The organism is Microbulbifer maximicatervae (SeqCode) (assembly GCF_052468295.1).
In genome coordinates this window covers 4,155,639-4,180,074 of the sequence record NZ_CP174340.1, presented here as the reverse complement: position 1 = coordinate 4,180,074, position 24,436 = coordinate 4,155,639, and the positions used below count along the sequence as shown (strand labels likewise).

Genomic DNA, 24,436 nt, shown 5'->3' with positions numbered 1-24,436 from the left:
ATTGGTGGGTCAATCGCTGCACCTGCGCGGACAATCACAAAATTGTCTCTTAATGCCTCAAATTCCCGGTTTGGCACCAGTGTGACGGCCGGATTGAAAAGCCTAATTTACAAAAAGCTGTACGGTAACCATGACTTCAGAAGCTAGCCAATTTGAACTCCTCGCCAACGCCATTCTCTCAGCTGGGGGGCAGGCTGATCCCAGTGAATTGCACGGTTTTATCTGTGGCATTTTGGCGGCGGGCGAGCGACCGGACAAACAGCGTTGGCAGAATGAGCTGGCCGGATTACTCGATGTGGAGGCGGTGCCGGCAGATCTCAATCGGGATTTTTTCCAGCTGACTGAGGAAAGCCACAAGCAGCTCGACGGCTCCAACTTCGATTTTGAATTGGTGCTGTGCGATGACGAAGATGTTGTCTCCCGCGCTCTGGCGCTGGGTCATTGGTGCGATGGATTCCTGCACGGCTTTGGTGTCGGCGGGGCCCGGGAAAAATTGATGCCCACCAGTGACGAAGCTTTAAAAGATATTAGTGCCATCGCCCAATTGGATGCCGAACATGTTGAAGAGGGTGAGGAGACTGAGCTGCAACTGGTGGAACTGCAGGAATACGTGCGCGTAGCCGTACTCAATATATTTACTGAGGTAAAGGGTAAGGACTCCAATAGCGAGCCCACCATTCACTGATGTCTAAGACCCCGAAAACCACAGCGGGAATCAGTCGATCTGAGTACGCCCGCCGACGCAACCGCCTGATGGCAGATTTGCCCGCAGGTAGTTTGGCAATCGTGTCATCTGCTGGGGAGCAACTGCGTTCCCGGGATACTTATTTTCCGTTTCGCCAGGACAGTGATTTTTTGTATCTCACTGGGTTTGATGAACCGGAAGCGCTGCTGGTTTTGGTACCGGGACGAACACAGGGAGAAACCCTGCTGTTCTGTCGCGAGCGCGATGCGGAAAAAGAAAAGTGGGATGGCCCGCGCCTGGGGCCGGAGCGCGCGATGCAGCAGTGCGGCTTGAACGATGCATTTCCCATAGGTGATCTCGATGATATTTTGCCGGGGCTGCTAGAAGGGCGCGAGCTGCTCTATTTCCCCATGGGCCGCTACGCCCATTTGGATAAGCGAATCCGCAATTACCTGGAGCGGATTACCGCAGCGCCGGATACCGGGGGTGCACCGGAAATGGTCGACCTCGATTACCAGTTGCGGGAAATGCGACTGATTAAATCGGCCCAGGAAATTCGCTTAATGGAGCAGGCGGCCAAAATCAGTGCCGAGGCACACAGCCGGGCTATGACCCGATGCCAGCCGGGCCTTTACGAATACCAGCTGGAGGCTGCCCTCCTGCATACCTTTGTCGACTCCGGAGCCCGGGAAACAGCCTATCCCACTATCGTTGGGGGTGGTGGCAATGCGTTGGTGATGCACTATTGCAGTAATAATGCCCAGTTGCGCGATGGGGACTTGGTGCTGGTGGATGCGGGCTGTGAGTACCGTGGTTATGTGGCCGATATTACTCGCACCTATCCTGTTAATGGTTCATTTAGCGGACCGCAGCGCGCACTTTATGAGATCGTTTTGGCGGCACAGCAAGCGGCGATTGAACAGGTTTCAGTGGGCAATCACTGGGATCATCCCCACGCTGCCAGTGTTGAGATAATCACTCAGGGGTTGGTCGATTTAGGACTGTTGCGAGGCGACACCCAGGGGTTGATAGAGTCTGGCGCTTATCGGCAGTTTTATATGCACCGAGTTGGCCATTGGCTGGGCATGGATGTGCACGATGTGGGTGATTATCGCATTCATGGAGCCTGGCGCCAGCTGGAAGCCGGAATGGTAATGACGGTCGAACCCGGAATTTATGTCCCGGAGGACGATGAGAGTATTCCCGTAGAATTTCGCGGGATCGGGATTCGAATTGAAGATGATGTCGCACTTACCAATAGAGGGCCTCAGATCCTCTCAGCAGCGGCTCCAAAAGCGATTGAAGATATTGAATACACCATGCTTCACGGGCGGGACTTACTGACCCGTTAGAAGTGATTGTTGGATTGTTCGGCCAATAATATTTCAATGCCGAATAATCAAAGGGGGAATTGGGATGGGTGAGTCGGCGCGTAAAGTAGATGTGGCCATTGTCGGTGGCGGTATGGCGGGAGCCAGCCTGGCATTAATGTTGTCACATTTTTGTCCTCAACTCAGTGTGGTGCTCCTGGAGCAGAGAGCACTGCCGGATGCCGCTGCCAGTATTCAGTTGCCGAGTTTCGACACGCGAGCCACGGCCATTGCCGCAGGCAGCTTGCAGTTATTTGCGGAGCTTGGGCTCTGGCCTGCTCTGCAAGCCTATAGCGCCCCGATTGATCGTATTCATGTGAGTGATCGGGGGCATGCATTTGGCGCCGCCCTCTCGACCCGTGAGGGACAGGGAGTCAACTTTGAGGGCATTCTGGGCGCAGTAATAGAAAATGCAGCGCTGGGCCCGATTCTCCACAGCGCACTGACTAGCACTTCCACCCAATTATTAGCGCCGGCGCAGGTTACTGACATTACCATGACCTCTGCGGGCGCAAACCTGTTGTGGCGATCCGAGGATAATTCCCCCGATCAGGCACTGTCCTGCGGATTGGTGGTCGTTGCCGATGGGGTGAATTCCCCCCTTTGCCGCCAGCTGGGAATAGAAATCAGCTCGGTTAAGTACCCTCAGAAAGCGCTGGTCGCTACGGTCGCTCTGCAACAGCCTCACCAAGGTGTGGCTTACGAGCGCTTCACCCGAATGGGCCCCATGGCACTTTTGCCGCTGCCAGATAGAGAAGGGCAGCACCGAGCGGCACTAGTGTGGGCTTGCGAGGAAGCAGAAGCTGAGCGTGTCGGTGTAATGCCTGAGGCTGAACGCCTGAAAAAACTGCAGCAGGTATTTGGCTGGCGTGCCGGACGTTTTATTAAAGTTGGAGCTGTTCAGGGGTATCCACTGAGTTTATCGATCGCTCAGGAACAGTGGCGCCGGAATGTGGTGTTGATGGGCAATTGCGCCCACTTTCTGCACCCAGTAGCAGGGCAGGGTTTTAACCTGACTCTGCGGGACTGTTATGGATTGGCACAAGCCCTGTCGGCAGTGACGTCGGATACATTGCCAGGGCGGCTCGATTTCCTGCAGAAATACGGAGAAATGCGCCAGCTGGACCAGCAATTGACGATTGGATTCAGTGACCGTATTCCCACACTGTTTTCCTCTTCCGGTTGGCTGCAACAGGGAATTCGTCAGTTGGGAATGCTCGGCCTTACAATGGTCCCGCCGCTGCGCCGGGAATTTGTCAGTCAAGCGGCGGGATTTGGGCTTTAAAAGGTGCAGGGTCGGGGACGGCTGCTGCCACTTCAGCGGAATTGGCTTTTATGAACAGACATCGTTTGGATTTTGCCATTGTGGGTGCGGGCATGGTGGGCATGGCCCAGGCAGCGCTGCTGGCAGTTCGGCACCCGGGCATGCGTCTGGCCTTGCTGGAGGCGTCCCCGGAAACAACGCCGCAATTGTCACCGCAGTATGAACCTCGCGTGGTGGCCCTGACACAGGCCTCCCGCGAGCTGCTCGAAGAGGTGGGAGCCTGGGATGATATTGCCAGCCGCCGCGCCTGCCCCTATGTGGAAATGCGGGTTTGGGATGCAGATGGAACCGGCTCAGTAAGCTTTAACAGCCGCGATGTGCAGCTGCCGAATCTCGGTCATATCGTCGAGAATAATGTCATTGTCGCCGCGTTAAGAGCACGGCTGGAAACCTTACCCAACGTGGAGTTAGTCAATGGTTTTCGCCTGGAGAGCTGGTGGCGCGACTGCGGACTCTGGCATTTACAGCCCCGCGGTGAAGATCGCTTAAATGAAGAGGATGGCCTCCGTGAGCAACCTGAGATAGTGCGCACCCGCCTGTTAATCGGTGCCGATGGCGCCCGCTCTAAAGTGCGGGACTTACTGCATATCCGCTCCCAGGATACCGATTACCATCAAATTGCGTTGGTGTGTGTCGCGCGCAGTGAGAAATCTCACCGTCACACCGCTTGGCAGCGTTTTTTACAAACGGGTCCACTGGCATTTTTACCTCTCGCGGGGTTGGGGGATGACAATCACTGCGCCGTGGTTTGGTCTGCGGATGAAGCGCTGGCGCAAGAGCTATTGATGCTGGATGACCAGGCCTTTGCCCTGAACCTGGAAAAAGCCTTTGAGAGCCGTTTGGGCAAAGTGGAATCCGTCAGTGAGCGCTTTTCCTTCCCCCTGCGCGCGCGCCATGCGGAACGCTATCGCGGCCCTGGTGCTGTATTGGTGGGAGACGCCGCCCACAGTATCCACCCCCTCGCAGGCCAGGGTGTAAATCTTGGGCTGCAGGATGTACGGGTGCTGGCAGATGAAATTGACCGCGCTATGGCACGCGGCCTGGAGCCCTCTCACTCTTCAGTGTTGGCCCGCTACGAACGCCGCCGTCGCGGCGACAACGCCGCCACTATGAAAGCGATGAGCGCCTTTAAGTCTTTGTTCGGTGCTGGCGATGTGCACTGGCGCTGGCTGCGTAACACTGGGTTGAGCATGGTAGATGCAAGCCCCATGTTAAAGAAGCGGATTATTATGCGGGCTATGGCGGTTTAAATTTGCTATTCCCGCAAAAATGGATCGGGAGAAAGTGCTCGGTGGGGGTGCCAGAGAAGTTGCTGGTGTTTACCTATCTACTAAGTGGCTTTTCCCTGAGGCAAAGGGGAATTAAAAGCCTTGCTGTCGGTAAAAAAGGTTAATTTCAATTGAGTCACTGGATTACTGTTTACTCATTTCCTATATCAAAGGATCTCAGCGCGCTTTTTCGCTTAATACAGCGTTACCAATTGCCATTGAGAATTGCTGAGGAAGAAAATCAGCAGGCGTTGCTGACGACAGATTCAGGTATAGCTGAATTGCTGAAGCCGCTTTTGCAAGATTGGGAGCGGGGATTAGTTGATCTGGACAGAGTTCAGCTAACAAAGGCGGAACCAGAGGTCGGCGACCATTTACCGGGTGAAGAGGGACAAGCACCAAAGGAGAAAGCACCTGTAAGCCCCTCATTTTTACCGACTTTCCCAATGGATAAAACACCGATTAGTTTACTGCTTATCGGCCTGTGTTTTTTTGGTTGGTTTTTACATTCCAATAATCTGTCTGCCCCGCTTTTAATATATCCAGATACCAGTGGTGGCCCACTTTTCTCACAGTCGTCTTTAATGTGGCACTTGGAGAGAGGGGAGTTTTGGCGATTGTGGACCCCTGCAATCATCAACTTGTCTTTTCAGCATGCCCTGTTCAATGCTCTGGCTATCTGGATACTTGGGCGTCCATTGGAAGCACGCGGAGGGCCATTTATTTATAGCCTTCTGGTGTTGCTCGGCGGGATTGCAGCTAATTTATCCCAATATGCCTGGAAGCCCGAGGTGATATTCGCTGGAATGTCGGGTGTTGTATACACGCTGGTCGGATTTGCTGTGGTAATGCAGCGTTGGCAACCGGCATGGAGAGATATACCCCCGGGTATTATTACCCTGGCGATTGTGTGGATGATATTGTGCGTTCTTGGAGTGATTACCTATTTTACTGGGATCGGCATCGCCAATGCCGCGCATTTAGGAGGCTTTTTTGCCGGTTTTTTGATTGCGCTGGTTTACTGCGTTGCTGGTGGTGCGCGAAAATTTAACTCTTATCCCGCTTCAACCTGAATTATATGATTTTACTGATAACCTACGTTTTTATTGCCCTTGGCTTTTCTTTTCTGTGCTCGATAGCAGAGTCAGTTATTCTCAGCGTAACTACCCCATACGTGCGCCTGATGGAGCGGGAGGGGCATAAAGCGGGGCCTTTGCTGCGCAAATTGAAGTCCGATATTAATGCCCCCCTGGCCGCTATCCTCACCCTGAATACCGTCGCGCACACAGCGGGTGCTGCAGGTGCCGGTGCCCAGGCAGCAGCGGTTTTTGGCAACGAGTACCTGGGTATCGCCTCAGCGATCCTGACCCTGTTGATTCTGGTTTTTTCTGAAATTATCCCCAAGACACTGGGAGCCGTGTACTGGCGCCAACTGGCCCCCACTACCGCTTATGTATTGCGCGGCCTGGTTTGGTTACTCCACCCGTTTGTAAAAATGTCCGAGTGGTTGACCAAAGGCCTGTCCCATGGCCCAACCCTGACGGGCTTCAGCCGCGATGAGTTTGCCATTATGGCGGAAATTGGCGAGGCGGAAGGGCAGTTAGAGCAGCGGGAGTCCAGCATCCTGCGCAACCTGTTCTTCACCCTGCGGGACCACTCCGTGCGCGAGGTGATGACTCCCCGCACAGTGGTCTTCTCCCTGCCGCAGGACATTACTGTGGAAGAGGCCTACGAGGATGCAGAGAAAGGGCGTTTTTCCCGTATCCCGGTCTATGAAAATCGCGACCCGGATTGTGTGGTGGGTTTTGTATTGCGACAGGAGCTACTGCTGGCCTACGCCAAAGGCGAGCACCAGAAAACTCTGGCGGATTATCGCCGTGAAATGTTGATCCTGCCGGAAACAGCCACTATCTACCAAGCGTTCCAGAAAATGCTGTCCCGCCGCGTGCAGATTAGTGCGGTTATGGATGAATATGGCAGTCTCGAAGGTTTGGTGACCCTGGAGGATCTGCTGGAGACCCTGCTCGGGGAAGAAATTGTCGACGAGGCAGATAAAACACCCGACCGTCAGGAGCTGGCTAAGCGTTTGTGGCGCTGGAGATCGAAGAAGTACGGCCTTAAAGTCGACGAATCTGCAAACACAGAAGAGAACGCGGAAGAGGCTGGTCAAGGGCGCGACCGGGGCTGCGACTGATAAGAGCTTCATTGGTTGAAAAATGATCATTTCTGCGCTAGCCCAATACAGTGGGTATTGGGTATTGCCCGATTCCATAACGCGAGCGAAAGCAGGATAGAGCGCCAGCGGAATCTTTGACGGCCTCTGTGAACCTGGACAGGTTTTACTACCAATGCCTGCTAGGCTTGCAGAGCATATATATTGCCGCGCCTGCCCCGCTGGCAAGGCCGGTACCCAAGCCGCTAGAATACGCCGCTTCGGAACCTGACGGACTGAGATTTTAAAAATGGGAAATAGAACTCCTCTGTATGACACGCATGTCGCTATGGGCGGCAAAATGGTGGATTTCGGTGGATGGGACATGCCGCTGCACTACGGTTCGCAGCTGGATGAGCACAACAAGGTGCGCACCGATGCGGGGATGTTCGATGTCTCCCATATGACCGTGGTCGACGTAGATGGCGCCCAGGCCCGCGACTACCTGCGCTACCTGCTGGCCAATGATGTGGCCAAGCTGGATGGCAACCCGGGTAAGGCCCTTTACACCGGCATGCTCAATGACAAAGGCGGTGTGATTGACGACCTGATCGTCTACCTGCGCGATCCCGGCTATCGAGTGGTTGTTAACTGTGCAACTCGCGAAAAAGACCTGGCGTGGATGCGCAAGCAGGCAGAGTCCTTCGATGTGACCCTGACTGAGTGCCCGGATGTAGCGATGGTCGCTATCCAGGGCCCCAATGCCATCGAGAAAACCAAAGAGGTTTTGGGCATTGATTGGACTGCCGCGATTGACGCACTGAAAGTTTTCCAAAGCGTTGCCCGAGGTGGCTGGTTTGTAGCGCGCACCGGTTACACCGGTGAAGATGGCCTGGAAATTATGTTGCCGGGTGAAGACGCCAGTGGTTTCTGGCGCGCCCTGGCCGAAGCGGACGTTTCCCCTTGCGGACTGGGTGCACGCGACACCCTGCGCCTGGAAGCGGGTATGAACCTGTACGGGCATGAGATGGACGATGAGACCTCTCCGCTGGTTGCCAACATGGCCTGGACGGTTGCCTGGGCACCGGAGAGCCGCAACTTTATCGGCCGTGGTGTTCTGGAGCAGGAAAAAGCCGATGGCGTTAAGCACAAGCTTGTAGGCCTGGTGCTTGAAGAGCGCGGTGTATTGCGCGCAGGTCAACCGGTAGTGGTAGACGATAGTGATGACCGGGGTATCATTACCAGCGGCACTTTCTCCCCCACACTGGGTTACTCTATCGCCTTGGCGCGAGTTCCGGTGAGTGTTGGTGATACCGCACAGGTGGAAATCCGCAAGAAACTGCAGCCAGTCAAGGTGGTTAAGCCCTGCTTCGTACGCAACGGCAAGTCAGTTATTTAAGCGTCGCCCAGAGGTGTACGCGTCACTAAGACAATAAACTTAGATGCTTAATCAAGGGATAACAGCATGAGCGAAATCCGCAATGAATTGAAATACCTCTCCAGCCACGAGTGGGCACGCCTGGAAGAGGACGGCACCGTAACCATCGGCATCAGCGATCACGCTCAAGATGCCCTGGGTGACGTGGTTTACGTTGAGACTCCAGAAGTGGGCACCAACCTGGCTGCTGGTGACGAGGCAGGTGTAGTTGAATCCGTTAAAGCTGCCAGCGATATCTACTCCCCGGTTTCCGGTGAAGTAGTTGCTGTTAATGAAGCTCTGGAAGACGCTCCGGAAACTGTAAACTCCTCTCCTTACGACGATGGCTGGTTCTTCCGCATTAAGCCCTCCGACGTGAGTGAGCTGGACAATATGCTGGATGCAGACACATATCGCTCAGAGTCTGAAGACTAATAGAGCGAATGTGTTGAAAAGCATATTAAAAAAGGCTGTGGGTAATCCCCACAGCCTTTTTTATTTGTCATGAGCTTTTTAAAGTTTACTATCTTCTGAACTTGTATACCTAGAGTATGAGATAAATCCCTAATTAAAGGTTTAGAAAAATGCAATGTCAAAATGAATATCTACTTAATTCCTGTGCATTTATTTCTTCAATTTAAATTTCCTACTTTCATTATCAAAAACCAATGATGAACGATTTAATTTCAGCCATTCTTTAAGCTCACCGGGCTGTAAATTTTGATCTGTAAGATAATTGAAAAAATCTATATTACTTCTGTAAGGGTTGTCGTATGTGCTTCCATTTTCGTTATTTGCAAGATAATCTAAAACAGGTATAAATCCTGTGATGCCCAATGGGTATGCCAAATACGCGAGTTCTAGTTTATTGACATCAGGTGACTGCCATAGCTTTTCTAATGAGGGGGTTAGAGTCAGCCATTCTAATTTTTCTATTCTTGAATAAAATATATGGCGATTTGCGCCACTATTAAAGAACGATTTCAGTATTAGATCCTCTGTGGCTGGATCATTTATCTGGGAAAATGCTGTCGCGAAGTGATAGTTAACATGACCATTCTTGTTTTCAACAAACTGTATTATTTCTTCCTTGAAATCTTTGCTCCAGCCATTTCTAGTTATGGCTTCGATAAGCCAAGGATATTTAGAAAAGTGTTTTTTCACAAAGTCTTTCATGCCCCTATCGGATATCATGGAAATGTAAGCATCGGATATATAAGAGTTCGGTGAATGCCAGTTAGATTTTGCCATTGGTAAGAAGTCTTCTTCATTACCTTTTAAAGCACGAGAAATCATGCTGACTTGCGGGTCGGTTTCTGTGTAGCTACGCTGGCTGCTTGATAGATAGAGTATTGTTTCAATGAAATCTTGTTTTTGGCAAAGAGAAGCATTCGCGGGTAAGTGTACTTTTTTCAATAAAGTAAAATCTGGTTTTCGATCTTTGACGGAAATTCTCTTGATAAGTTCTTGATCAGACATCCCATAATTTATTTGGAGACAATTCACCTCTTCATTACCAAGAATAATTTCCCGATTCTCTGGGTTCTCCGTGCATCCAAATAAAAGCAGTGATAATGTAGTTATTTTTATGTTTTTTTTCATTTTTTCACCTCTAGATTTTCACAATAACCAACATGGTTGACGATAAAGAATGAGGTAAGCTGCTAATTGGTTGGTTAGCCTCCAAAGAACAAGCCAGTAATCCCATGGGATCGCATACCAACCAGCTGACCACGAAAGAACGATACCAGATCGAATCCTTCAATGAACAGAAATATTCATCTTGAGTCATTGAGTTACTACTTAATTTTCCCAGCAAAAACAGCTTTGTAGACCTCAATAGATTTATCTTTACTGTATAGAGAATTATCACAGCAAAGCATTACGAAGACAGCATGGGCTTTGTAATTAATCTAAGTTCGAATTCACTATGAAGATATAATGCGACTATTGGCTAAAAACGTAAAACCCGTACCAATTGTGGGTTAAATGAAGCTTGGCAGATGTTAAAAAATAGTAATTTGCGAAAATTTATCGCTGGATAGGTAAGCTCAATAGGAGATTGCGGCTACCAAGGAAGGCAAAGCTGATCGAAACCGTTCAGGCCTTCTTAGTAGAAGGTAATCTAATTCCAGAGAGCAATGAAATTATAGAAGGAACGATGATTTTCGATGAAAACACCAAACTTGGCAACAGGAAGGGAGATACAGTTTGTGGTCAAGGTAGCTATCTTGTTGCATTAGTTGATCGAGTTTCTAAATTATTGCTTACTCGGGGAGTGCTAAATAAGAGTAAGAAGACAGTAAATGGTACGATTTAGTAGTTACTGAAGCCGAATCAGGCAATATGTAAGACAACAACCTTTGGTATTGGAAATTCGAGTTAAACGAAAATGCCAATGTCCGACTGAGGCTTTCCCTAAAGACATGGAAATTGGAAGATACTTAAAAGTCAAATTGATGATGCAGTATTTCGAATTAATAATTGGTAAAAGGAATTTTTAAACTACTTGAGTACACTAGGAATTCTAGTGGACAGGCGTGTGCCAATTGTTTTGGTATTATAGAGTCTGGAGTCGAGTGATAAAATACAATTAACTGTTAATCAGTCAATTTTTTTAATATGGTTACATTTTCAGATTGCACCGTTCACGCGCTTCACCATAACCTATTATTAAATAGGTACATACCACAAGAACTAGAAGTTTGAGTTTTACAAATTTACGTAACAATTAAGTTTGGACCCTATTGCTAATAAAAATACATCTATTGACAAATTCTCAGTGCCGGTTGAACTAGTATCTAAGACGCTATTTACACTTACTTCTGATTTTTAAAAATTAAATACAAGGTCATAAACATTTCCATTAAACTCTCTAAAAGCTATCAATGGGTTAAGCTTAGCATCTTCAATAGTGGCTTCAATACGACCAATCAAGCATTCGGAGAGTTCTGCACGAATAAAAGTTTCTAGTAACACACCCATTGTTAGTCCTTTTCGCTAATTAGGTTCCACCTCTGTATTAAACCAAGCGAATAGGTTAAGCCGAGAATTAAACATATGCCAGAGCTGGTTAGCCAAAAAGTTAGTGAATTATCTGGGAAGGCTGGCATTATGAAATAAAAACCCAGCGCACGAGCCAAAAATATCGTTGAGATTAGTATCAGGCCAAGCCGAATCAGGGGTAACCTCACAATTAAACCCGCACCAGAAAAAGCGTAGCTAGCCCAAAGCAGTAGAACGGCTGAAATTACGCTAGTTACAATAGTTGGGTAGGGGTGGCCACTTTCAGCTAGTTGAGCCATATGCTCACCGGCACCGAGAAATCGATACCAATCACCGCCAAATACTATACACCCGATATGAACTAAAGCAGCTAACACTGTGAGTATCCCTGCTACCTGCAAATAATTAATTCTCTGACTGACCATTTATTCTCCTTGACTGGTTGGTCTATTCGTATAATCGAAAGTGGACGAAATCATATCACTTATCAGCATGCCCAGAGAATGGAAAACGACTCAAATCAGGGAAAGACATCCACTAGTATACCAACCAGTATCGATTGAAGAATATTCCAGTGGCATATCACGTGTACAGTATATCCGCCTCGCCTCCTTTGGAAATGGAAAAAACGTTATAAATTAACTAGTTAGGGTGCATGCTGCAGTATTTTAAATATCAGAATGTATGATAAGTAGCACCCAGCCAAAATATACGGCTTGAGAAGAGTAATTAATGAGCTTTCAGGGACATTGAACTTTTAAATAGGTACGATCATGCAGGATATCTCTCCAAAATTATTGGCTGAAAATCAGAGTGCGAATGCCAATGGGTAAGTCACATAAAACCCATGGCAATATATCCAATACTTAGAAGATGCTTAGCCTTTTTCTTTTGAAATGAGGAGTACGTTTACTTAGTTATTTTTGATTGTCTTGTGCCTTGAGGTTCTAGCGTAAAGGCTATTAAAGATTGCCAATTTTCTACATGCTCCGATATTTTCCAAGGCGATAACTTACAAAAAATAGGCACAAAAATGATCTTATTGAAATTTATTAAGTTTGTTTCAGTGTCAAATCTGCGTAAAATCGATAGATATTTATTGGTATTTTGGTCGTAAATGAGGCACTTTTTGAAGGCCGATGACCAAAGAGATTCAATAGAACAAGATTTCTCTAAAAGAACCACTCTCTCAAAGGAGAACGATAGCGTGACGTAAGAGTAAGTAAAAGGCGCTGACCCAAGGTGCGGGAACACCAGGGGCCAGCTAACCAAATTGATACCTTAACTATCAAAATGGCTATATGGATCATACGCTAGAAACCCGCTCGTCTCCAATAAATTGGAGTACATCCAGCGGCTTGGAGAGATTCTCTAAGCTCTGGGAGCGTTGCGTCCGCCTTTTCTTCTTCCATGCCTACCGTTCTCGCGCTCCCCCTGCATTCTTCAACAGATTAGTTTCTCAGCCGTCCATCAATAAAAGTCTACCCATGGCTTGAATATCAGAGAATAGAAATATGTTGATCTTAAAGCGTAGAACTGGTGAAAACCTAAGGATCGGAGCCAATGTCTCAATCACAGTATTGGAAGTTAAGGGAAATCAGGTAAAGATAGGAATACAAGCTCCCAGATCACTTCCAGTTCACCGTGAAGAAATTTACATACGTGTCCAGAAGGGAAGGGTGCAGGGGAATAGAAACTGTTGAGAACTTGGCCCTAATTATGGAACATCCAAAGCATCGGCATCAAAACCTTAGCAGAGCTTCGGTCTTGGTGCCAGGTACCGTTGCTAGTTACGTCTATTCACCTGATGGTACCACTTGATAAATACCGGCCTCATCTAAAAAAACGCCATTGGACATCATATAAACAAAAACTAACACAGATAAGATAACTACTGCTAAATGAACCTTCGTTGCTGAATTGGCGTACTTAGAAAGATAGCCCAGGCCATTCTTTTGGCCTGAAGTGGATGCAATGGCGAATGGTAATAATACAACTATTGCTAGTCCAGCTAAGAAGAAGTATGAAAGATATTCCTCATAATAATAAGGGAACCATGACTCATAGAAAACTGTAAAAGTAAGGTAATATGCAGCAAGTGCAAGTAGGAGTGTAATGGTAAAAATAAATAGTTTCTTCAAATCAAATACCAAGACTTTCAATAGAGCGTAGGCTCCTGTAGTTAACAAGTTTTACAGTGAAGGGTTCTTCTTCAGAAGAATAATAACAAATGATGGGTGCTAAAGCTCACCCTATCAATGAGCTTGTTGCAAACTCTCTTCATTATCTATCACAGAGATTGTTCTCTCTATGAATCTTTTGTAAGCCTTTTCAGGTATAAATGTGGTTTTATCGCTCGCGTTGAATTTCTGTAAAATGCTCTTTAATTGTGTATCCGCTATTATTTTCTCTAAATCTGATTCTTTATGATAAAGTTCTCGAACTCTATCTATCCATGCAAAAGTATTCTCTCTAAATTCAATTAGAGATGATTTATTGGCAGTAACACCATGCCCGGGTATGATTAAGCTTTGATCATCACCCATGTTTAAAATAGTATCAACTGCGTTGCCGAAGCTTTTAATTCCACCGGCATAAAATGTGGGGTGCCAGCTAGTATCGAAAATATCACCAACAAATATTGCATTACTCCCCTTGTGATAAAATATATTGTCAACCGGTGAATGAGACTTAACTCTAATGTGAGTAAACCCTTCTGGAGGAATGTCACCTTCTAGAAGCTTTCCACCTTTACTCTCAAAATACTTATTGCCTCCAGTGTGATCAGAGTGAGCATGTGTATTTAAGATAAAAATAACAGGCTTGTCGTAGATCGACTGAATCACTTGGTCTAATTCACTCAGATGATTATTTCCCGGCATAGGGTCAATTAATATCAAGCCATTTTCTACAGCTATTAAACCGATATTAGTACCATATTCCTTTCCACTTAAGATATATAGTTGTTCAGATATTTTCATCTTAACTATGCTTGATGAAGCAGTGGAGCTGATGAGTATGAATATTATTGAAAGAAGAATTTTGAAAATATTCAAAGCAAATCCTTTTGCATTTTAGTTAAATTTCATCGATATGTTAAACACCGTAAGACATGGTAATCAACATGTCGTGAGCTTTGATTCCTAAGTTTTGCTTACCTTACGTAATTTAGATACACCTCTGTGTCAGGGCTAAATCTAACTTTACAGGGTGTCTACTAAACGTGATTAAAAGCCCACTGTGAAGACTGGAAGTTCGTCAGCACCGGAGTTAAGCTCGTAGGGAGTCGTTGACAGTATTGTTATGGTTTTGGTGACTTTGTACGGAAATCACCATGTTAAACACCAGCCTTGATCATAGACTTGATTTTTTCTGCCTTTTCAAAGTGATCAAGTTGGTGTGTTTCTATCCACCATCTCGCAGCCTCCATTAGAATTTCTGGTTGATCATTCTTGTTTTTAAAAAATGCATAGAAAGATACACCTACGTTGCTGCCTTTCTTTTCTATCTTTTGATTACAAACATCAATGATCTTTTTTCTAAGCTCTGTCCTCATCAAATTTTTTCCTTATTTTCTCTTACTCCACTCAAAATGGTAGGCGTCTACTCAACGGGGGAAGGTTTCCTTTTTGCGCTGGCGATATTGCCTACCCTTGTTAACTGTTTGGCCATAATAACTTCTCTACTTGATCATATTTCTCAGCTACTTTAAGAAATGGCTCGGCCCAGCCGCTACTTAAGCTAACTTCTTGCAATGGTCCAGTTGGTGCAAATAGAACAGAAGCTTCGACTTTTTCTGGTAAAGCATACGACTTTACCATATTAAGTAGTTTCTGGATTTCTTTAGTTGCCTCTTCAGAGTCATTCCATGAAGAGCAACAAAAGTCATTATCTGGAATCTGTACCAGCTCTATCGCAGATTCCAGTACATGAACTAAAGCTTCATAAGGCTCTGTCTCATTGATTGTGCCGTGTATTAATTCTTTTGTACGATCTAATTTCATAGAGACAGTTGACGCCTCGCATCAGGCGCAGCCTTTTGGAGGTCGCTCTGCATGCATGTGTTATAAGGCATTTTTATCCTATCTGCTTCCAAATTACTGCAGATCCAAGACTGACTAGTCCAATTACGAATGCAAGATATTGAAACCCACTTACCCAGCCTATAGAGATTTTATTTACTAGGGGCCAATCGGCTATGGGGGCCTGTTGAACTGAAGAAGGCATTGATTTTCGACTAAGGACCCATGGCACTGCACCAAGTACAATCCCAGCACATACTATTGAAAGCCCAAATGCAGTAATCGCGACTTTAATAAGAAAGCTACCAAGTTTCAATTGCCCCGAATTAAGAAGCGTAATCAGAAAACCAAAAATTGCAGTTTGAACACCAACCATCCAGGCGCTTGACTCGCGAAGTAGTTTTAATGATTCGAGAGTACGTTCGTCCTCTGTCATTAGATGATTCCTCTGAGGTTAATGCCTTATAATGTCGCGTTCACCGGCCCGTCCGGTACAACGCTTTGTTATGCCATTCTTCACTTGACTTTGGATGACGCGCCTTACCCTTTCTCTGCCACTTAACCTCTATATATCTGTGAGTAAGGCTCGATATAAATATCACCAAACCTAAAATCACCAGGACAATCAAACTATTAACAAACCCATTCCCCAATGTTAAATATCTATCTCCATTTAACATTGGGGCTAATTCCACACCTGAGATTTTTTGTAAGATTAATAGTGTAGAAGTAAAGCAAAATAAAATGGCAGCATGAGTCATGTATATAGAGTATGATAGCTTACCTAGTTCTTGGAATGGCTTCCGCTTTAATAGGCTAGAAACAACTCCAGACTCGAAAGAAAAAACTAATATTGCAAAATAGAAAAGTATGGTGGCAACAATGTTCTGATACTTGATTTCATACTGAACAATCACAACAATACATGCCACAACAAAAACCTCAGCTATAGTGCCAAGTGATTTCGTGATTCGAATATTAGCTACTCGCATATAGAAAAGGTATATTAATGCCCCTCCGAAAAAGCACGACAACCCCCTCAGTATTTGGCTAGTTAATAGCTCAGATTCGGATGCTATTAAATAAAGCGCGACAACAGCCGTAGAGCACCAAATTATGCTTTTGAAATTTTTAAAAACAACTATAGATATGAATAGTAATAAATATAGATAGAATTCAATGCTAATACTCCAGGATGGATAATTAAAGCTTAAAGCTTCAAATGTTGGTGACAAGGACTGAATTAACAGTAGATTTGGTATAGTTTCAGAAATAGCTGTCCTCCCGGTGAAGGGGAGAGTATTAAAAGTAAAACCACCATATTTATACGCTGCTAGTTTGCCGACCTCCAGCAATAGGAAGACAAAAAACATAAAAAGGTGGAGCGGGTATAAGCGAAAAAACCTTGATTTCATAAACTCCCCTAAAATCAGATTTTTTCTAGCCCCATAGCCATGAGCTAAAACAAAGCCACTCAATACAAAGAAGAACTCTACAAATATTGAACTTCCTCTAAAAAAATCGAGCTCAGTTATACTTCCTATTAGACGCATGTGGAAAATGACTACACAAAGGGCTGCAATCCCTCGAAAAGCATCTAGAGCTTCAAATCTTTTATTCATATTCTTCCTTAATGAGCACAAAAATAACGACTAAGTAGGTAAATCATCTAAGGTATAACGCTTCGATAATCGGCATGCGAAGCGCAGCGTAGCATGTCCGGTGGAGCCCTGTAAGGACGGAGCGAAATTCATCGACTTGGTACGCCCAGCATGGGCGTGAACTAATGGGGTGAAAGTCCCCTGTAGAAAGATCACCGTTTAATGGACTTCATTAAATGCCAACTACTAGCGAATGGCAACTGCAATACCGTGAGGTCTTGTGGGGAGGAAGCCGCTAGCAAAACTACGAGCTGACGAACAGAAACATCATATAAGGCTTAGCCTGGAGGCGAGGTAGCCAAGGATACCAAAGCCATGTGGTCTAACGGGTTGTAGTGGTCTAATCCTTCCGGACACTTCGCTAAGATGGTAAAACTACCAAGCGAGGTGAAGTATGACAACAAAAGGTACACGCCGGTATTTCAAGCCGGAATTTAAGAAAGACGCCGTAGCGCTAGTCTCTGAGCAAGGGTATTCAATTTCTAAAGCAGCAGAGGCTGTAGGAACAACAGCCAATAACCTGCGACGCTGGATAAAGGAACTGAAGCAGGAAGAAGACGGTGTAAGGTTGGATGTAGGTGAGCGCGCAGAATTAGAGCGATTACGACGTGAAAATAAGCAGTTGCGGATGGAGAAAGAAATCCTAAAAAAGGCCAGCGCCTTCTTTGCGAAAGAAATGAAATAAAGTACAGCTTTATTGAAAAACAGCAAGGCAGCTTTCCTGTTAGGGTGCTCTGCCGGGTAATGCAGGTAAGTAAGACTGGCTATTACGATTGGTGTTGCCGTGGTAATAGCTCAATAGATGCTCAAACATGGCAACTATGCCATCGTTTGAAGGCCCTATTTGCAGAATCTAGACAGAGCCTCGGAAGTCGTCGGTTAATGAAGCTGTTACGTAAAGAAGGTTTTGAAGTCGGGCGCTATCGAGTCCGCAAGCTCATGAAAAAGCTAGGCTTGGCAGTAAAGCGTAAGAAGCGATTTACAATAACGACAGACAGTAAACATCACCTACCGGTCGCAGAGAACCTTCTGAATAGGGAGTTCTCACCGAGTGCTAAAAATCAAGTTTGGACGACTGATATTACATATATTTGGACTTCGCAGGGCTGGTTGTACTTGGCGGTAGTGATTGATCTCTATTCGCGCCGGATTATTGGTTGGCATCTAGATCGGAAGATGGAAACGGCCCTGGTAACTCGTGCGTTGATGATGGCTGTCAATTTGCGTTCGCCCCCAAAAGGTCTCCTGCATCACTCTGATCGTGGCAGTCAGTATGCCAGCCATACCTACCAAACGTTATTGAGTCAGCATGGGATGGTGTGTTCAATGAGCCGTAAGGGAAATTGTTGGGACAACGCACCGACTGAACGTTTCTTCAGCAGCCTGAAGCGGGAGTGGGTAACGGGAAACCTTTATCCGACAAGGGAGGATGCGGTAGCAGATGTAAGAGCCTATATTGCTTATTACAACTCACGAAGAATACATACAACACTGGGAGACCTAGCCCCTATCGAATTTGAGAAATGTGCTTAAAGAAGTGTCCGGTTGGAGTTGACCACAACAGTCATGAGGGGGTACCACAAGGTGGCCCTTTATCGCCGCTGCTGTCCAACATTGTACTCGATTTGCTCGACAAAGAGCTGGAAAAACGCCGACACAATTTCGTCCGTTATGCGGACGATTTTGTGATTGTGGTTTCCTCTAAACGCGCGGGTGAGCGGGTTATGGTGAGTATTAAACGCTTTGTTGAGCGCAAGCTTAAGCTCAAAGTTAACGATACTAAAAGCCAAGTGGTTCCTGTCAGCCGTTGTAAGTTCCTAGGTTTCTCTTTTCGGGGGGCAAAGCTTGTCTGGCATGATAAGTCCCTGCTCCAATTTAAATACTGCGTCCGCCAGATTACAGGGCGATCTCGTGGTATCTCTATGGAAAAGAAACTGAAAGAACTTACCGTATACCTCCGTGGTTGGATCAACTATTTTGGAATAGCGCAAGGCTATCAAAAATGTATAGATCTAGACTGCTGGATACGGCGGCGATTAAGAATGAGATATTGGAAGAATTGGCGCAGAGTGAGAACGAAAGTTCGAAATTTACTGCGTATGGGTGTGAGTGAATCGCTGGCAGTTACCTGCGGCTCGTCCGGTAAAAGTTACTGGCGAAGCGCAAAAACTGAGGGTATTCATATTGCGCTCAATAATGAGTTCTTCGAAGAGATGGGTTTGATTTCAATGCGAGATCGTTGGGTAGAGATTCATTACGGATAGGGAACCGCCCATTGCGGACCCGCATGATGGGTGGTGTGGGGGCCGGTAGCTAAAAACTACCGGCTACCCGATGTACGCCCAGCATGGGCGTGAACTAATGGGGTGAAAGTCCCCTGTAGGAGGATCACCGTTTAATGGATTCCATTAAATGCTAACTACTAGCGAATGGCAACTGCAACACCGTGAGGTCTTGTGGAGAGGAAGCCGCTAGCAAAGCTACGAGCTGACGGACAGAAACATCATATAAGGCTTAGCCTGGAGGCGAGGTGGCCAAGAACACCGAAGCCATGTGATCTAACGGGTAAAGTAAATGATGCAGTTGTGTAGTGAAAGTTCACGTTCTTATCTGGGGAGATCTGTTTAACTTGCCGCTGTGAAGCTGTCAGCGTGGCCACTGACTCATAAGTAGGCCCAGCCCGCTAGCCACCATCGCGGGGGTAAAAAAAAGTGGTGGAACACAGCGGCGCCTCGGCCAGTAATGGCCAAGGTGATTGAACAGAAGTCAGCAGACGGCATAGTAGCCAAATGCCAAGATTAATACCTTGGATACGGTGAAGGCCTGAACCCAAAATCCATGAGTTAAAAGACAGGGCTAGCCTACTGATATGTTGCCAGCCGGATATAAAATTGACGTAGCGCACTGCCATGACACTCAACTCAAATGAAAATCTGCTTGAAGCCATCCTCAGCAAAGAAAATCTTAATGCTGCATGGAAAAACGTGCGAAGCAACAAAGGTGCCGCAGGCATTGACGGGATTACTGTCGGTAATTTTGTGCAGCACTTCAAGGCGGTTGGCGACGACCTCATCGAGACCATTCGACAGGGTCATTACCAGCCGCTTCCCGTCAGGCGCGTCTACATTCACAAGCCAGATGGTGGCCAGCGTGGTCTCGGGATACCTACGATCTTTGATCGTATTATTCAGCAAGCTATCGCGCAAATCATCAGCCCTATTTTCGATGTGACTTTTTCAGAGTTTAGCTATGGGTTCCGCCCAAAGCGATCGCAGCATCATGCGGTAAAAAAGCTGCGAAAGTATATCGAGGGAGGGAAACGAATAGCAGTGGATGTCGATCTATCCAAGTTCTTCGATCGGGTAAATCATGATTTCCTCATGAGTTTACTTGGCCAAAGAATCAGCGATAAGCGCTTACTCAAACTGATCGCAAGCTACTTGCGTGCAGGAAGAGTAGAAGATGGATGCTGGAAAGCCTGTCATGAGGGGCTGCCACAAGGTGGCCCTTTATCGCCGCTGCTGTCTAATATTGTACTCGACTTGCTCGACAAAGAGCTGGAAAAACGCCGACACAATTTCGTCCGTTATGCGGACGATTTTGTGATTGTGGTTTCCTCTAAGCGCGCGGGTGAGCGGGTTATGGCGAGTATTAAACGCTTTGTTGAGCGCAAGCTTAAGCTCAAAGTTAACGATACTAAAAGCCAAGTGGTTCCTGTCAGCCGTTGTAAGTTCCTAGGCTTCTCTTTTCGGGGGGCAAAGCTTGTCTGGCATGATAAGTCCCTGCTCCAATTTAAATACCGCGTCCGACAGATTACAGGGCGATCTCGTGGTATCTCTATGGAAAAGAAACTGAAAGAACTTACCGTATACCTCCGTGGTTGGATCAACTATTTTGGAATAGCGCAAGGCTATCAAAAATGTATAGATCTAGACTGCTGGATACGACGGCGATTAAGAATGAGCTATTGGAAGAATTGGCGCAGAGTGAGAACGAAAGTTCGAAATTTACGGCGTATGGGTGTGAGTGAGTCGCTGGCAGTTACCTGCGGCTCGTCCGGTAAAAGTTACTGGCGAAGCGCAAAAATTGAGGGTATTCATATTGCGCTCAATAATGAGTTCTTCGAAGAGATGGGTTTGATCTCATTGCGAGATCGTTGGGTAGAGATTCATTACGGATAGGGAACCGCCCATTGCGGACCCGCACGATGGGTGGTGTGGGGGCCGGTAGTTAGAAACTACCGGCTACCCGATTATGGTTGTTCTTGCCCGATTCTGATGTTGAAAATCCTTTTCGTTAACGGGTAAATTGAGACCCACCTTCGGCGGCCACCGAAGGCCTTGTTTATCACAGTTCGCTGCTTGGCTGGTTCGTAAAAGACCGATAACAAGTATGAACGTGATAAGCACTCACTAGGCATAACTCGGATAGTCATGTGGGCCTCGAGCCCGAATAGCAAGGCGGAGATAGCTTATCTTATGGAACCTCAAGAGATCAATGTCGGTATCGATACCAGCAGTAAACAACTCGATATTTATGTGAGACCTACTGGCCAGTTCTTTAGTGTTGCCAATGATAAAAATGGCATTAAAGATGCCATTAAACAACTACAACCTCTTAAACCTCAAAGAGTATTAATAGAGTCTACGGGAAGGCTCGAGTTAGAGTTTGTTTGCGCCGCCGACAAAGCCGGATTACCTATTGTTGTTTGCAATCCTTCGCAGATAAGGAGCTTCGCTAAATCCGCAGGGCGCCTCGCCAAAACTGACAAGCTAGATGCAATGGATATTGCACATTTTGGTGAGGCCATGAAGCCAGGGCTGTCGGTGCTAAAACCAGAAAAGCTTAGGGAGATCAGTGACTTACTGGCGGTAAGAAGTCAGTGTTTAGAGGTGAGTACAATGCAAAAGAATCGGCTTCAGAGAATGCCGAAATCAGTACACAAACCTATACAGACCATTCTAAACACCATCAAGAAAGAGCTACAAGGTATCGACAAGCAACTGGATAAACTGGTTAACAGTGTGTCTGAGTGGCGGCAAAGGCGTGACCTATTGTTGAGTGCCAAAGGGGTCGGAAATGTATTGGCCTATACGTTAATGAGTGAACTTCCTGAGCTAGGACAATTGAACCGTAAAGAAATCGCTGCACTTGTCGGTATCGCCCCGATGAACCGTGATAGCGGCAACTTCCAGGGCAAACGATATATTCGAGGTGGAAGGCATCGCGTACGCACGGTTCTTTTTGTTTCCATCATGTCGGCCATACAACATCATCCCAAACTAAAGCCCATGTATAAGCGATTAGTCGACGCTGGCAAACCTAAAAAGGTTGCTCTGGTTGCCTGCATGAGAAAGCAGATTACGATCCTGAATACAATGGTGAAAAACAACACCTACTGGGATGAAAGTATGGCTTAATAACTTGACGAACAACCATAGTCACTTGTTATGAGTATTTGTGTTCATAGCCACGAATTGTGCCTCGCTCTTTAAGGTCTTGGAGAAAACCTTCGCTCAAGCCTTTATATGCAACAGTGCACTCTTTATCGAAATTATCATAACCACCAAATACTAGCTCTCCCTCTATAGCTATCTGCACATGAATGATGCCTTCTCTAACCAGATGATCCTTTTCTGCTAGCTCTTTCCACATGCCTTTGGAACTTTCTTCATCTAAGGGGAGAATCACGAAATCTTGTTTTGGGGATATAGTTTGTCGTTTAAGCACTGGCGTTTCTTCATAGGAAGCATTCGGCCATTTATAAAATGACAAATGCTCCAATGAGCCCTCAAATGAAATAAGGGAGGCTCCTGCGCATTGTTCCATAACTGCATGGAGCAGGCCCGGTTTATCCCTAGGATCAATCCACGTTACTCTTTTCATATCCCTGATACTCATAACGCCGGCCACAGCGGCTGGCAAAGCTGGCGATTTTTTGTGCGCATGCACAAAAAGTGGCAGGCTTGACAGTCCGTTTCTGGCCCTTGTTGAACGAAGCCGCTTCGCGGCAGAATAAACGCCTCACAAGCTAAGCTCTTTTCAGTCCAATTCGGGCTGAAGATTAAAGGAGCTTATCATGACATCTAAAGAGCAGCGCCGTTTCAAACAGCCTTTATCAGCGCCATCTACACACCCTAAAACTGCAAGGGCTCAGCGAGAGAACTATTGACGCTTACGCGCGAGCTGTGCGGCGCTTGTCTGGACATTTTAATGCCTGCCCCGATAAAATCTCAACCGATAAACTCGAACAATATTTTTCTGAGCTAGTGGACTCCCACTCTTGGAGTACCGTTAAGGTTGATCGCAATGGCCTACAGTTCTTCTGGAAGCATATCCTCAAGCGCGAGTGGCGGTGGCTGGGTATCGTCACCAAAATTCAGTCGTTACCCGATATTCTCACGCCACAGGAGATTACGCAACTTATCGGGGCGGCACGTAAACTGCGCTATCGTGTTTTTATTCTCACAACTTATTCCATGGGCTTGCGATTAAGTGAAACACTGGCTCTTGAAGTTGGGGATATTGATGCAGGGCGCAAGCAAGTACATATCCGCCGAGGTAAAGGCCATAAGGATCGCCGCGTCCCACTTCCAAATCTGACCTGCTGTACTCTACGCTCGCTATGGTGTCGTCACCGACACCCCCCGCTTGCTGTTTCCTTGCATTTCCAGCGATATGTCACTGGTACATCAGGCCAAGACAACAATGAGCAGAAGCAGTACTCAGCTGGCTGTAAGGACGCTCTTGCAAGAGTGTGGAATTAAAAAAAGTATCCGTGCATTCCCTGCGCCACAGCTTTGCAACCCACTTACTTGAGCGCGGCCTAAACCTACGTCAGATTCAGGTCCTACTGGGACATGCCAGCCCTACAACCACTGCTCGTTACGTTCACCTTACTGAGTCTATTGAGCAAGATACTGCTGCCACTATTAATACTTTGATCAACAGCCTATCTGTTAACCTGAGGAGGCTGTAATGCGCCTTGCCTCCGTGATCGAACATTATGAAAGTGCTCTACTGCAAAAGTATGGTGCCCGTCTACTACCTGAGCAGCGCCGAGCCATAGCGGCTATTCGTCACTGCCGTACCACTATGGCTGGTGAAGTACTGTGGCAGTGCGGGGTCTGCTCTTACTCTCTACTGAGTCCACGCTCCTGCGGACATCGCAATTGTCCCCAATGTCAGAACCATGAGGCCAGTCAGTGGTTAGATCGACAGAGCCGCAAGCTACTACCGGTGGAATACTTTATGGTGACTTTTACTCTGCCAGCAGAGCTGCGGGCATTAGCCTTGCACCATCAAAAAGTTGTTTATTCACAATTAATGACCACCTCTGCACAAACGTTAAAGAGCTTTTCTCTCAATGACAAAAAGCTCAATGGAGAAATCGGATTGACAAGTGTTCTTCATACTCACACCCGGCGGCTGGACTATCACCCGCACTGCCATATTATCGTTTCCGGGGGAGCAGTAAATCGGGTTAAACGTCAATGGAGAAAGTCCAAAGGCAAATACTAGCGGGGCAGAA

At 46.7% G+C, this 24,436-nt stretch carries 24 protein-coding genes and 1 pseudogene; 16 read left to right on the top strand and 9 right to left on the bottom strand.

The window, feature by feature from the left end:
- Nucleotides 1-130 precede the first annotated feature (130 nt).
- The 8 genes from ACJJIQ_RS18490 (at nt 131) to gcvH (ending at nt 8,651) form a co-directional block, all read left to right on the top strand.
- Nucleotides 131-685: a UPF0149 family protein gene (locus ACJJIQ_RS18490; protein ID WP_445362684.1), complete on the top strand. Its 555-nt coding sequence runs from the start codon at nt 131-133 to the stop codon at nt 683-685.
- A complete protein-coding gene (locus ACJJIQ_RS18485) occupies nt 685-2,037 on the top strand; it encodes an aminopeptidase P N-terminal domain-containing protein (RefSeq protein ID WP_445355505.1) in 1,353 nt (450 codons plus the stop codon). Before ACJJIQ_RS18490 ends, ACJJIQ_RS18485 begins: the two co-directional genes overlap by 1 nt.
- A gap of 64 nt (nt 2,038-2,101) precedes the next feature.
- Nucleotides 2,102-3,340 carry an FAD-dependent monooxygenase gene (locus ACJJIQ_RS18480; RefSeq protein WP_445362683.1) on the top strand — a complete coding sequence of 413 codons (1,239 nt, stop codon included), beginning with the start codon at nt 2,102-2,104 and terminating at the stop codon, nt 3,338-3,340.
- 50 nt (nt 3,341-3,390) lie between these two features.
- Nucleotides 3,391-4,629, top strand: a complete 1,239-nt coding sequence (locus ACJJIQ_RS18475) for a UbiH/UbiF/VisC/COQ6 family ubiquinone biosynthesis hydroxylase (RefSeq protein ID WP_445362682.1) — start codon at nt 3,391-3,393, stop codon at nt 4,627-4,629.
- A gap of 149 nt (nt 4,630-4,778) precedes the next feature.
- Nucleotides 4,779-5,720 (top strand): rhomboid family intramembrane serine protease, encoded by a 942-nt coding sequence (locus tag ACJJIQ_RS18470; RefSeq protein ID WP_445362681.1) that lies wholly within the window; start codon nt 4,779-4,781, stop codon nt 5,718-5,720.
- Between the two features lie 5 nt (nt 5,721-5,725).
- The gene (locus tag ACJJIQ_RS18465) at nt 5,726-6,841 is read left to right on the top strand and encodes a CNNM domain-containing protein (RefSeq protein ID WP_445362680.1); all 1,116 of its coding nucleotides are present in this window, start codon (nt 5,726-5,728) and stop codon (nt 6,839-6,841) included.
- Between the two features lie 268 nt (nt 6,842-7,109).
- Nucleotides 7,110-8,198, top strand: a complete 1,089-nt coding sequence (gene gcvT, locus ACJJIQ_RS18460) for a glycine cleavage system aminomethyltransferase GcvT (protein WP_445362679.1) — start codon at nt 7,110-7,112, stop codon at nt 8,196-8,198.
- A 66-nt stretch (nt 8,199-8,264) separates the two neighbouring features.
- The gene (gene gcvH, locus ACJJIQ_RS18455; RefSeq protein ID WP_444895858.1) at nt 8,265-8,651 is read left to right on the top strand and encodes a glycine cleavage system protein GcvH; all 387 of its coding nucleotides are present in this window, start codon (nt 8,265-8,267) and stop codon (nt 8,649-8,651) included.
- Nucleotides 8,652-8,840: 189 nt separating this feature from the next.
- On the opposite strand, the gene ACJJIQ_RS18450 is transcribed toward gcvH, so the two are convergent.
- Both ACJJIQ_RS18450 and ACJJIQ_RS18445 read right to left on the bottom strand, forming a co-directional pair.
- On the bottom strand, nt 8,841-9,818 hold the full coding sequence (locus ACJJIQ_RS18450; RefSeq protein ID WP_445362678.1) for a hypothetical protein: 978 nt from the start codon (nt 9,816-9,818) through the stop codon (nt 8,841-8,843).
- 1,230 nt (nt 9,819-11,048) lie between these two features.
- On the bottom strand, nt 11,049-11,201 hold the full coding sequence (locus ACJJIQ_RS18445) for a hypothetical protein (RefSeq protein ID WP_445355511.1): 153 nt from the start codon (nt 11,199-11,201) through the stop codon (nt 11,049-11,051).
- Between the two features lie 1,535 nt (nt 11,202-12,736).
- On the opposite strand from ACJJIQ_RS18445, the gene csrA reads away from it, so the two are divergent.
- Entirely contained in the window at nt 12,737-12,925 is a 189-nt protein-coding gene (gene csrA, locus ACJJIQ_RS18440; protein ID WP_444895861.1) for a carbon storage regulator CsrA, read from the top strand.
- A gap of 93 nt (nt 12,926-13,018) precedes the next feature.
- On the opposite strand, the gene ACJJIQ_RS18435 is transcribed toward csrA, so the two are convergent.
- The 6 genes from ACJJIQ_RS18435 to ACJJIQ_RS18410 all read right to left on the bottom strand — a co-directional run bounded on the left by ACJJIQ_RS18435 (nt 13,019) and on the right by ACJJIQ_RS18410 (nt 16,866).
- Nucleotides 13,019-13,384, bottom strand: coding sequence for a hypothetical protein (locus tag ACJJIQ_RS18435; RefSeq protein WP_445362677.1), 366 nt, complete (start codon nt 13,382-13,384; stop codon nt 13,019-13,021).
- Between the two features lie 93 nt (nt 13,385-13,477).
- On the bottom strand, nt 13,478-14,203 hold the full coding sequence (locus tag ACJJIQ_RS18430) for an MBL fold metallo-hydrolase (RefSeq protein ID WP_445359097.1): 726 nt from the start codon (nt 14,201-14,203) through the stop codon (nt 13,478-13,480).
- A 356-nt stretch (nt 14,204-14,559) separates the two neighbouring features.
- The gene (locus ACJJIQ_RS18425) at nt 14,560-14,778 is read right to left on the bottom strand and encodes a DUF6500 family protein (protein WP_444895864.1); all 219 of its coding nucleotides are present in this window, start codon (nt 14,776-14,778) and stop codon (nt 14,560-14,562) included.
- Nucleotides 14,779-14,878: 100 nt separating this feature from the next.
- Nucleotides 14,879-15,226 carry a hypothetical protein gene (locus ACJJIQ_RS18420; RefSeq protein ID WP_445362676.1) on the bottom strand — a complete coding sequence of 116 codons (348 nt, stop codon included), beginning with the start codon at nt 15,224-15,226 and terminating at the stop codon, nt 14,879-14,881.
- Nucleotides 15,227-15,299: 73 nt separating this feature from the next.
- Nucleotides 15,300-15,680, bottom strand: a complete 381-nt coding sequence (locus ACJJIQ_RS18415) for a hypothetical protein (RefSeq protein WP_444895866.1) — start codon at nt 15,678-15,680, stop codon at nt 15,300-15,302.
- 40 nt (nt 15,681-15,720) lie between these two features.
- Nucleotides 15,721-16,866 carry an acyltransferase family protein gene (locus ACJJIQ_RS18410; protein WP_445355513.1) on the bottom strand — a complete coding sequence of 382 codons (1,146 nt, stop codon included), beginning with the start codon at nt 16,864-16,866 and terminating at the stop codon, nt 15,721-15,723.
- A gap of 433 nt (nt 16,867-17,299) precedes the next feature.
- Here ACJJIQ_RS18410 and ACJJIQ_RS18405 point away from each other — a divergent pair.
- The 4 genes from ACJJIQ_RS18405 (at nt 17,300) to ACJJIQ_RS18390 (ending at nt 22,325) form a co-directional block, all read left to right on the top strand.
- Nucleotides 17,300-18,438, top strand: a protein-coding gene (locus tag ACJJIQ_RS18405) for an IS3 family transposase (RefSeq protein ID WP_445354143.1) whose coding sequence is annotated in 2 segments (ribosomal slippage) — nt 17,300-17,549 and nt 17,549-18,438 — 1,140 coding nt in all. Because the reading frame shifts where the segments join, the coding sequence is not laid out codon by codon here.
- Nucleotides 18,429-19,169 carry a reverse transcriptase domain-containing protein gene (locus tag ACJJIQ_RS18400; protein ID WP_445362675.1) on the top strand — a complete coding sequence of 247 codons (741 nt, stop codon included), beginning with the start codon at nt 18,429-18,431 and terminating at the stop codon, nt 19,167-19,169. Before ACJJIQ_RS18405 ends, ACJJIQ_RS18400 begins: the two co-directional genes overlap by 10 nt.
- Nucleotides 19,170-19,814: 645 nt before the next feature.
- Nucleotides 19,815-21,086 (top strand): group II intron reverse transcriptase/maturase, encoded by a 1,272-nt coding sequence (gene ltrA, locus ACJJIQ_RS18395; protein WP_445362674.1) that lies wholly within the window; start codon nt 19,815-19,817, stop codon nt 21,084-21,086.
- 297 nt (nt 21,087-21,383) lie between these two features.
- A complete protein-coding gene (locus ACJJIQ_RS18390) occupies nt 21,384-22,325 on the top strand; it encodes an IS110 family RNA-guided transposase (protein ID WP_445362673.1) in 942 nt (313 codons plus the stop codon).
- A gap of 28 nt (nt 22,326-22,353) precedes the next feature.
- Here ACJJIQ_RS18390 and ACJJIQ_RS18385 read toward each other — a convergent pair whose 3' ends face one another.
- Nucleotides 22,354-22,791 (bottom strand): hypothetical protein, encoded by a 438-nt coding sequence (locus ACJJIQ_RS18385; RefSeq protein ID WP_444932597.1) that lies wholly within the window; start codon nt 22,789-22,791, stop codon nt 22,354-22,356.
- Between the two features lie 257 nt (nt 22,792-23,048).
- On the opposite strand from ACJJIQ_RS18385, the gene ACJJIQ_RS18380 reads away from it, so the two are divergent.
- The 3 genes and pseudogenes from ACJJIQ_RS18380 to ACJJIQ_RS18370 form a co-directional block, all read left to right on the top strand.
- Nucleotides 23,049-23,672: a phage integrase N-terminal SAM-like domain-containing protein gene (locus ACJJIQ_RS18380; protein ID WP_445364831.1), complete on the top strand. Its 624-nt coding sequence runs from the start codon at nt 23,049-23,051 to the stop codon at nt 23,670-23,672.
- Complete coding sequence (locus ACJJIQ_RS18375; protein ID WP_445362672.1) at nt 23,663-23,884, top strand: tyrosine-type recombinase/integrase; 222 nt, start codon at nt 23,663-23,665, stop codon at nt 23,882-23,884. Before ACJJIQ_RS18380 ends, ACJJIQ_RS18375 begins: the two co-directional genes overlap by 10 nt.
- Nucleotides 23,884-24,423 (top strand): annotated as a pseudogene (locus tag ACJJIQ_RS18370) (IS91 family transposase); the annotation flags it as partial. The gene ACJJIQ_RS18375 and the pseudogene ACJJIQ_RS18370, both read left to right, overlap by 1 nt.
- Nucleotides 24,424-24,436: the final 13 nt, after the last annotated feature.

Coding starts and splice junctions, on each gene's coding strand:
- ACJJIQ_RS18490 (WP_445362684.1), top strand. CDS start 131: ATGACTTCAGAAGCTAGCCAATTTGAACTCCTCGCCAACGCCATTCTC.
- ACJJIQ_RS18485 (WP_445355505.1), top strand. CDS start 685: ATGTCTAAGACCCCGAAAACCACAGCGGGAATCAGTCGATCTGAGTAC.
- ACJJIQ_RS18480 (WP_445362683.1), top strand. CDS start 2,102: ATGGGTGAGTCGGCGCGTAAAGTAGATGTGGCCATTGTCGGTGGCGGT.
- ACJJIQ_RS18475 (WP_445362682.1), top strand. CDS start 3,391: ATGAACAGACATCGTTTGGATTTTGCCATTGTGGGTGCGGGCATGGTG.
- ACJJIQ_RS18465 (WP_445362680.1), top strand. CDS start 5,726: ATGATTTTACTGATAACCTACGTTTTTATTGCCCTTGGCTTTTCTTTT.
- gcvT (WP_445362679.1), top strand. CDS start 7,110: ATGGGAAATAGAACTCCTCTGTATGACACGCATGTCGCTATGGGCGGC.
- gcvH (WP_444895858.1), top strand. CDS start 8,265: ATGAGCGAAATCCGCAATGAATTGAAATACCTCTCCAGCCACGAGTGG.
- ACJJIQ_RS18450 (WP_445362678.1), bottom strand. CDS start 9,818: ATGAAAAAAAACATAAAAATAACTACATTATCACTGCTTTTATTTGGA.
- ACJJIQ_RS18445 (WP_445355511.1), bottom strand. CDS start 11,201: ATGGGTGTGTTACTAGAAACTTTTATTCGTGCAGAACTCTCCGAATGC.
- csrA (WP_444895861.1), top strand. CDS start 12,737: ATGTTGATCTTAAAGCGTAGAACTGGTGAAAACCTAAGGATCGGAGCC.
- ACJJIQ_RS18430 (WP_445359097.1), bottom strand. CDS start 14,203: ATGAAAATATCTGAACAACTATATATCTTAAGTGGAAAGGAATATGGT.
- ACJJIQ_RS18425 (WP_444895864.1), bottom strand. CDS start 14,778: ATGAGGACAGAGCTTAGAAAAAAGATCATTGATGTTTGTAATCAAAAG.
- ACJJIQ_RS18420 (WP_445362676.1), bottom strand. CDS start 15,226: ATGAAATTAGATCGTACAAAAGAATTAATACACGGCACAATCAATGAG.
- ACJJIQ_RS18415 (WP_444895866.1), bottom strand. CDS start 15,680: ATGACAGAGGACGAACGTACTCTCGAATCATTAAAACTACTTCGCGAG.
- ACJJIQ_RS18410 (WP_445355513.1), bottom strand. CDS start 16,866: ATGAATAAAAGATTTGAAGCTCTAGATGCTTTTCGAGGGATTGCAGCC.
- ACJJIQ_RS18400 (WP_445362675.1), top strand. CDS start 18,429: ATGTGCTTAAAGAAGTGTCCGGTTGGAGTTGACCACAACAGTCATGAG.
- ltrA (WP_445362674.1), top strand. CDS start 19,815: ATGACACTCAACTCAAATGAAAATCTGCTTGAAGCCATCCTCAGCAAA.
- ACJJIQ_RS18390 (WP_445362673.1), top strand. CDS start 21,384: ATGGAACCTCAAGAGATCAATGTCGGTATCGATACCAGCAGTAAACAA.
- ACJJIQ_RS18385 (WP_444932597.1), bottom strand. CDS start 22,791: ATGAAAAGAGTAACGTGGATTGATCCTAGGGATAAACCGGGCCTGCTC.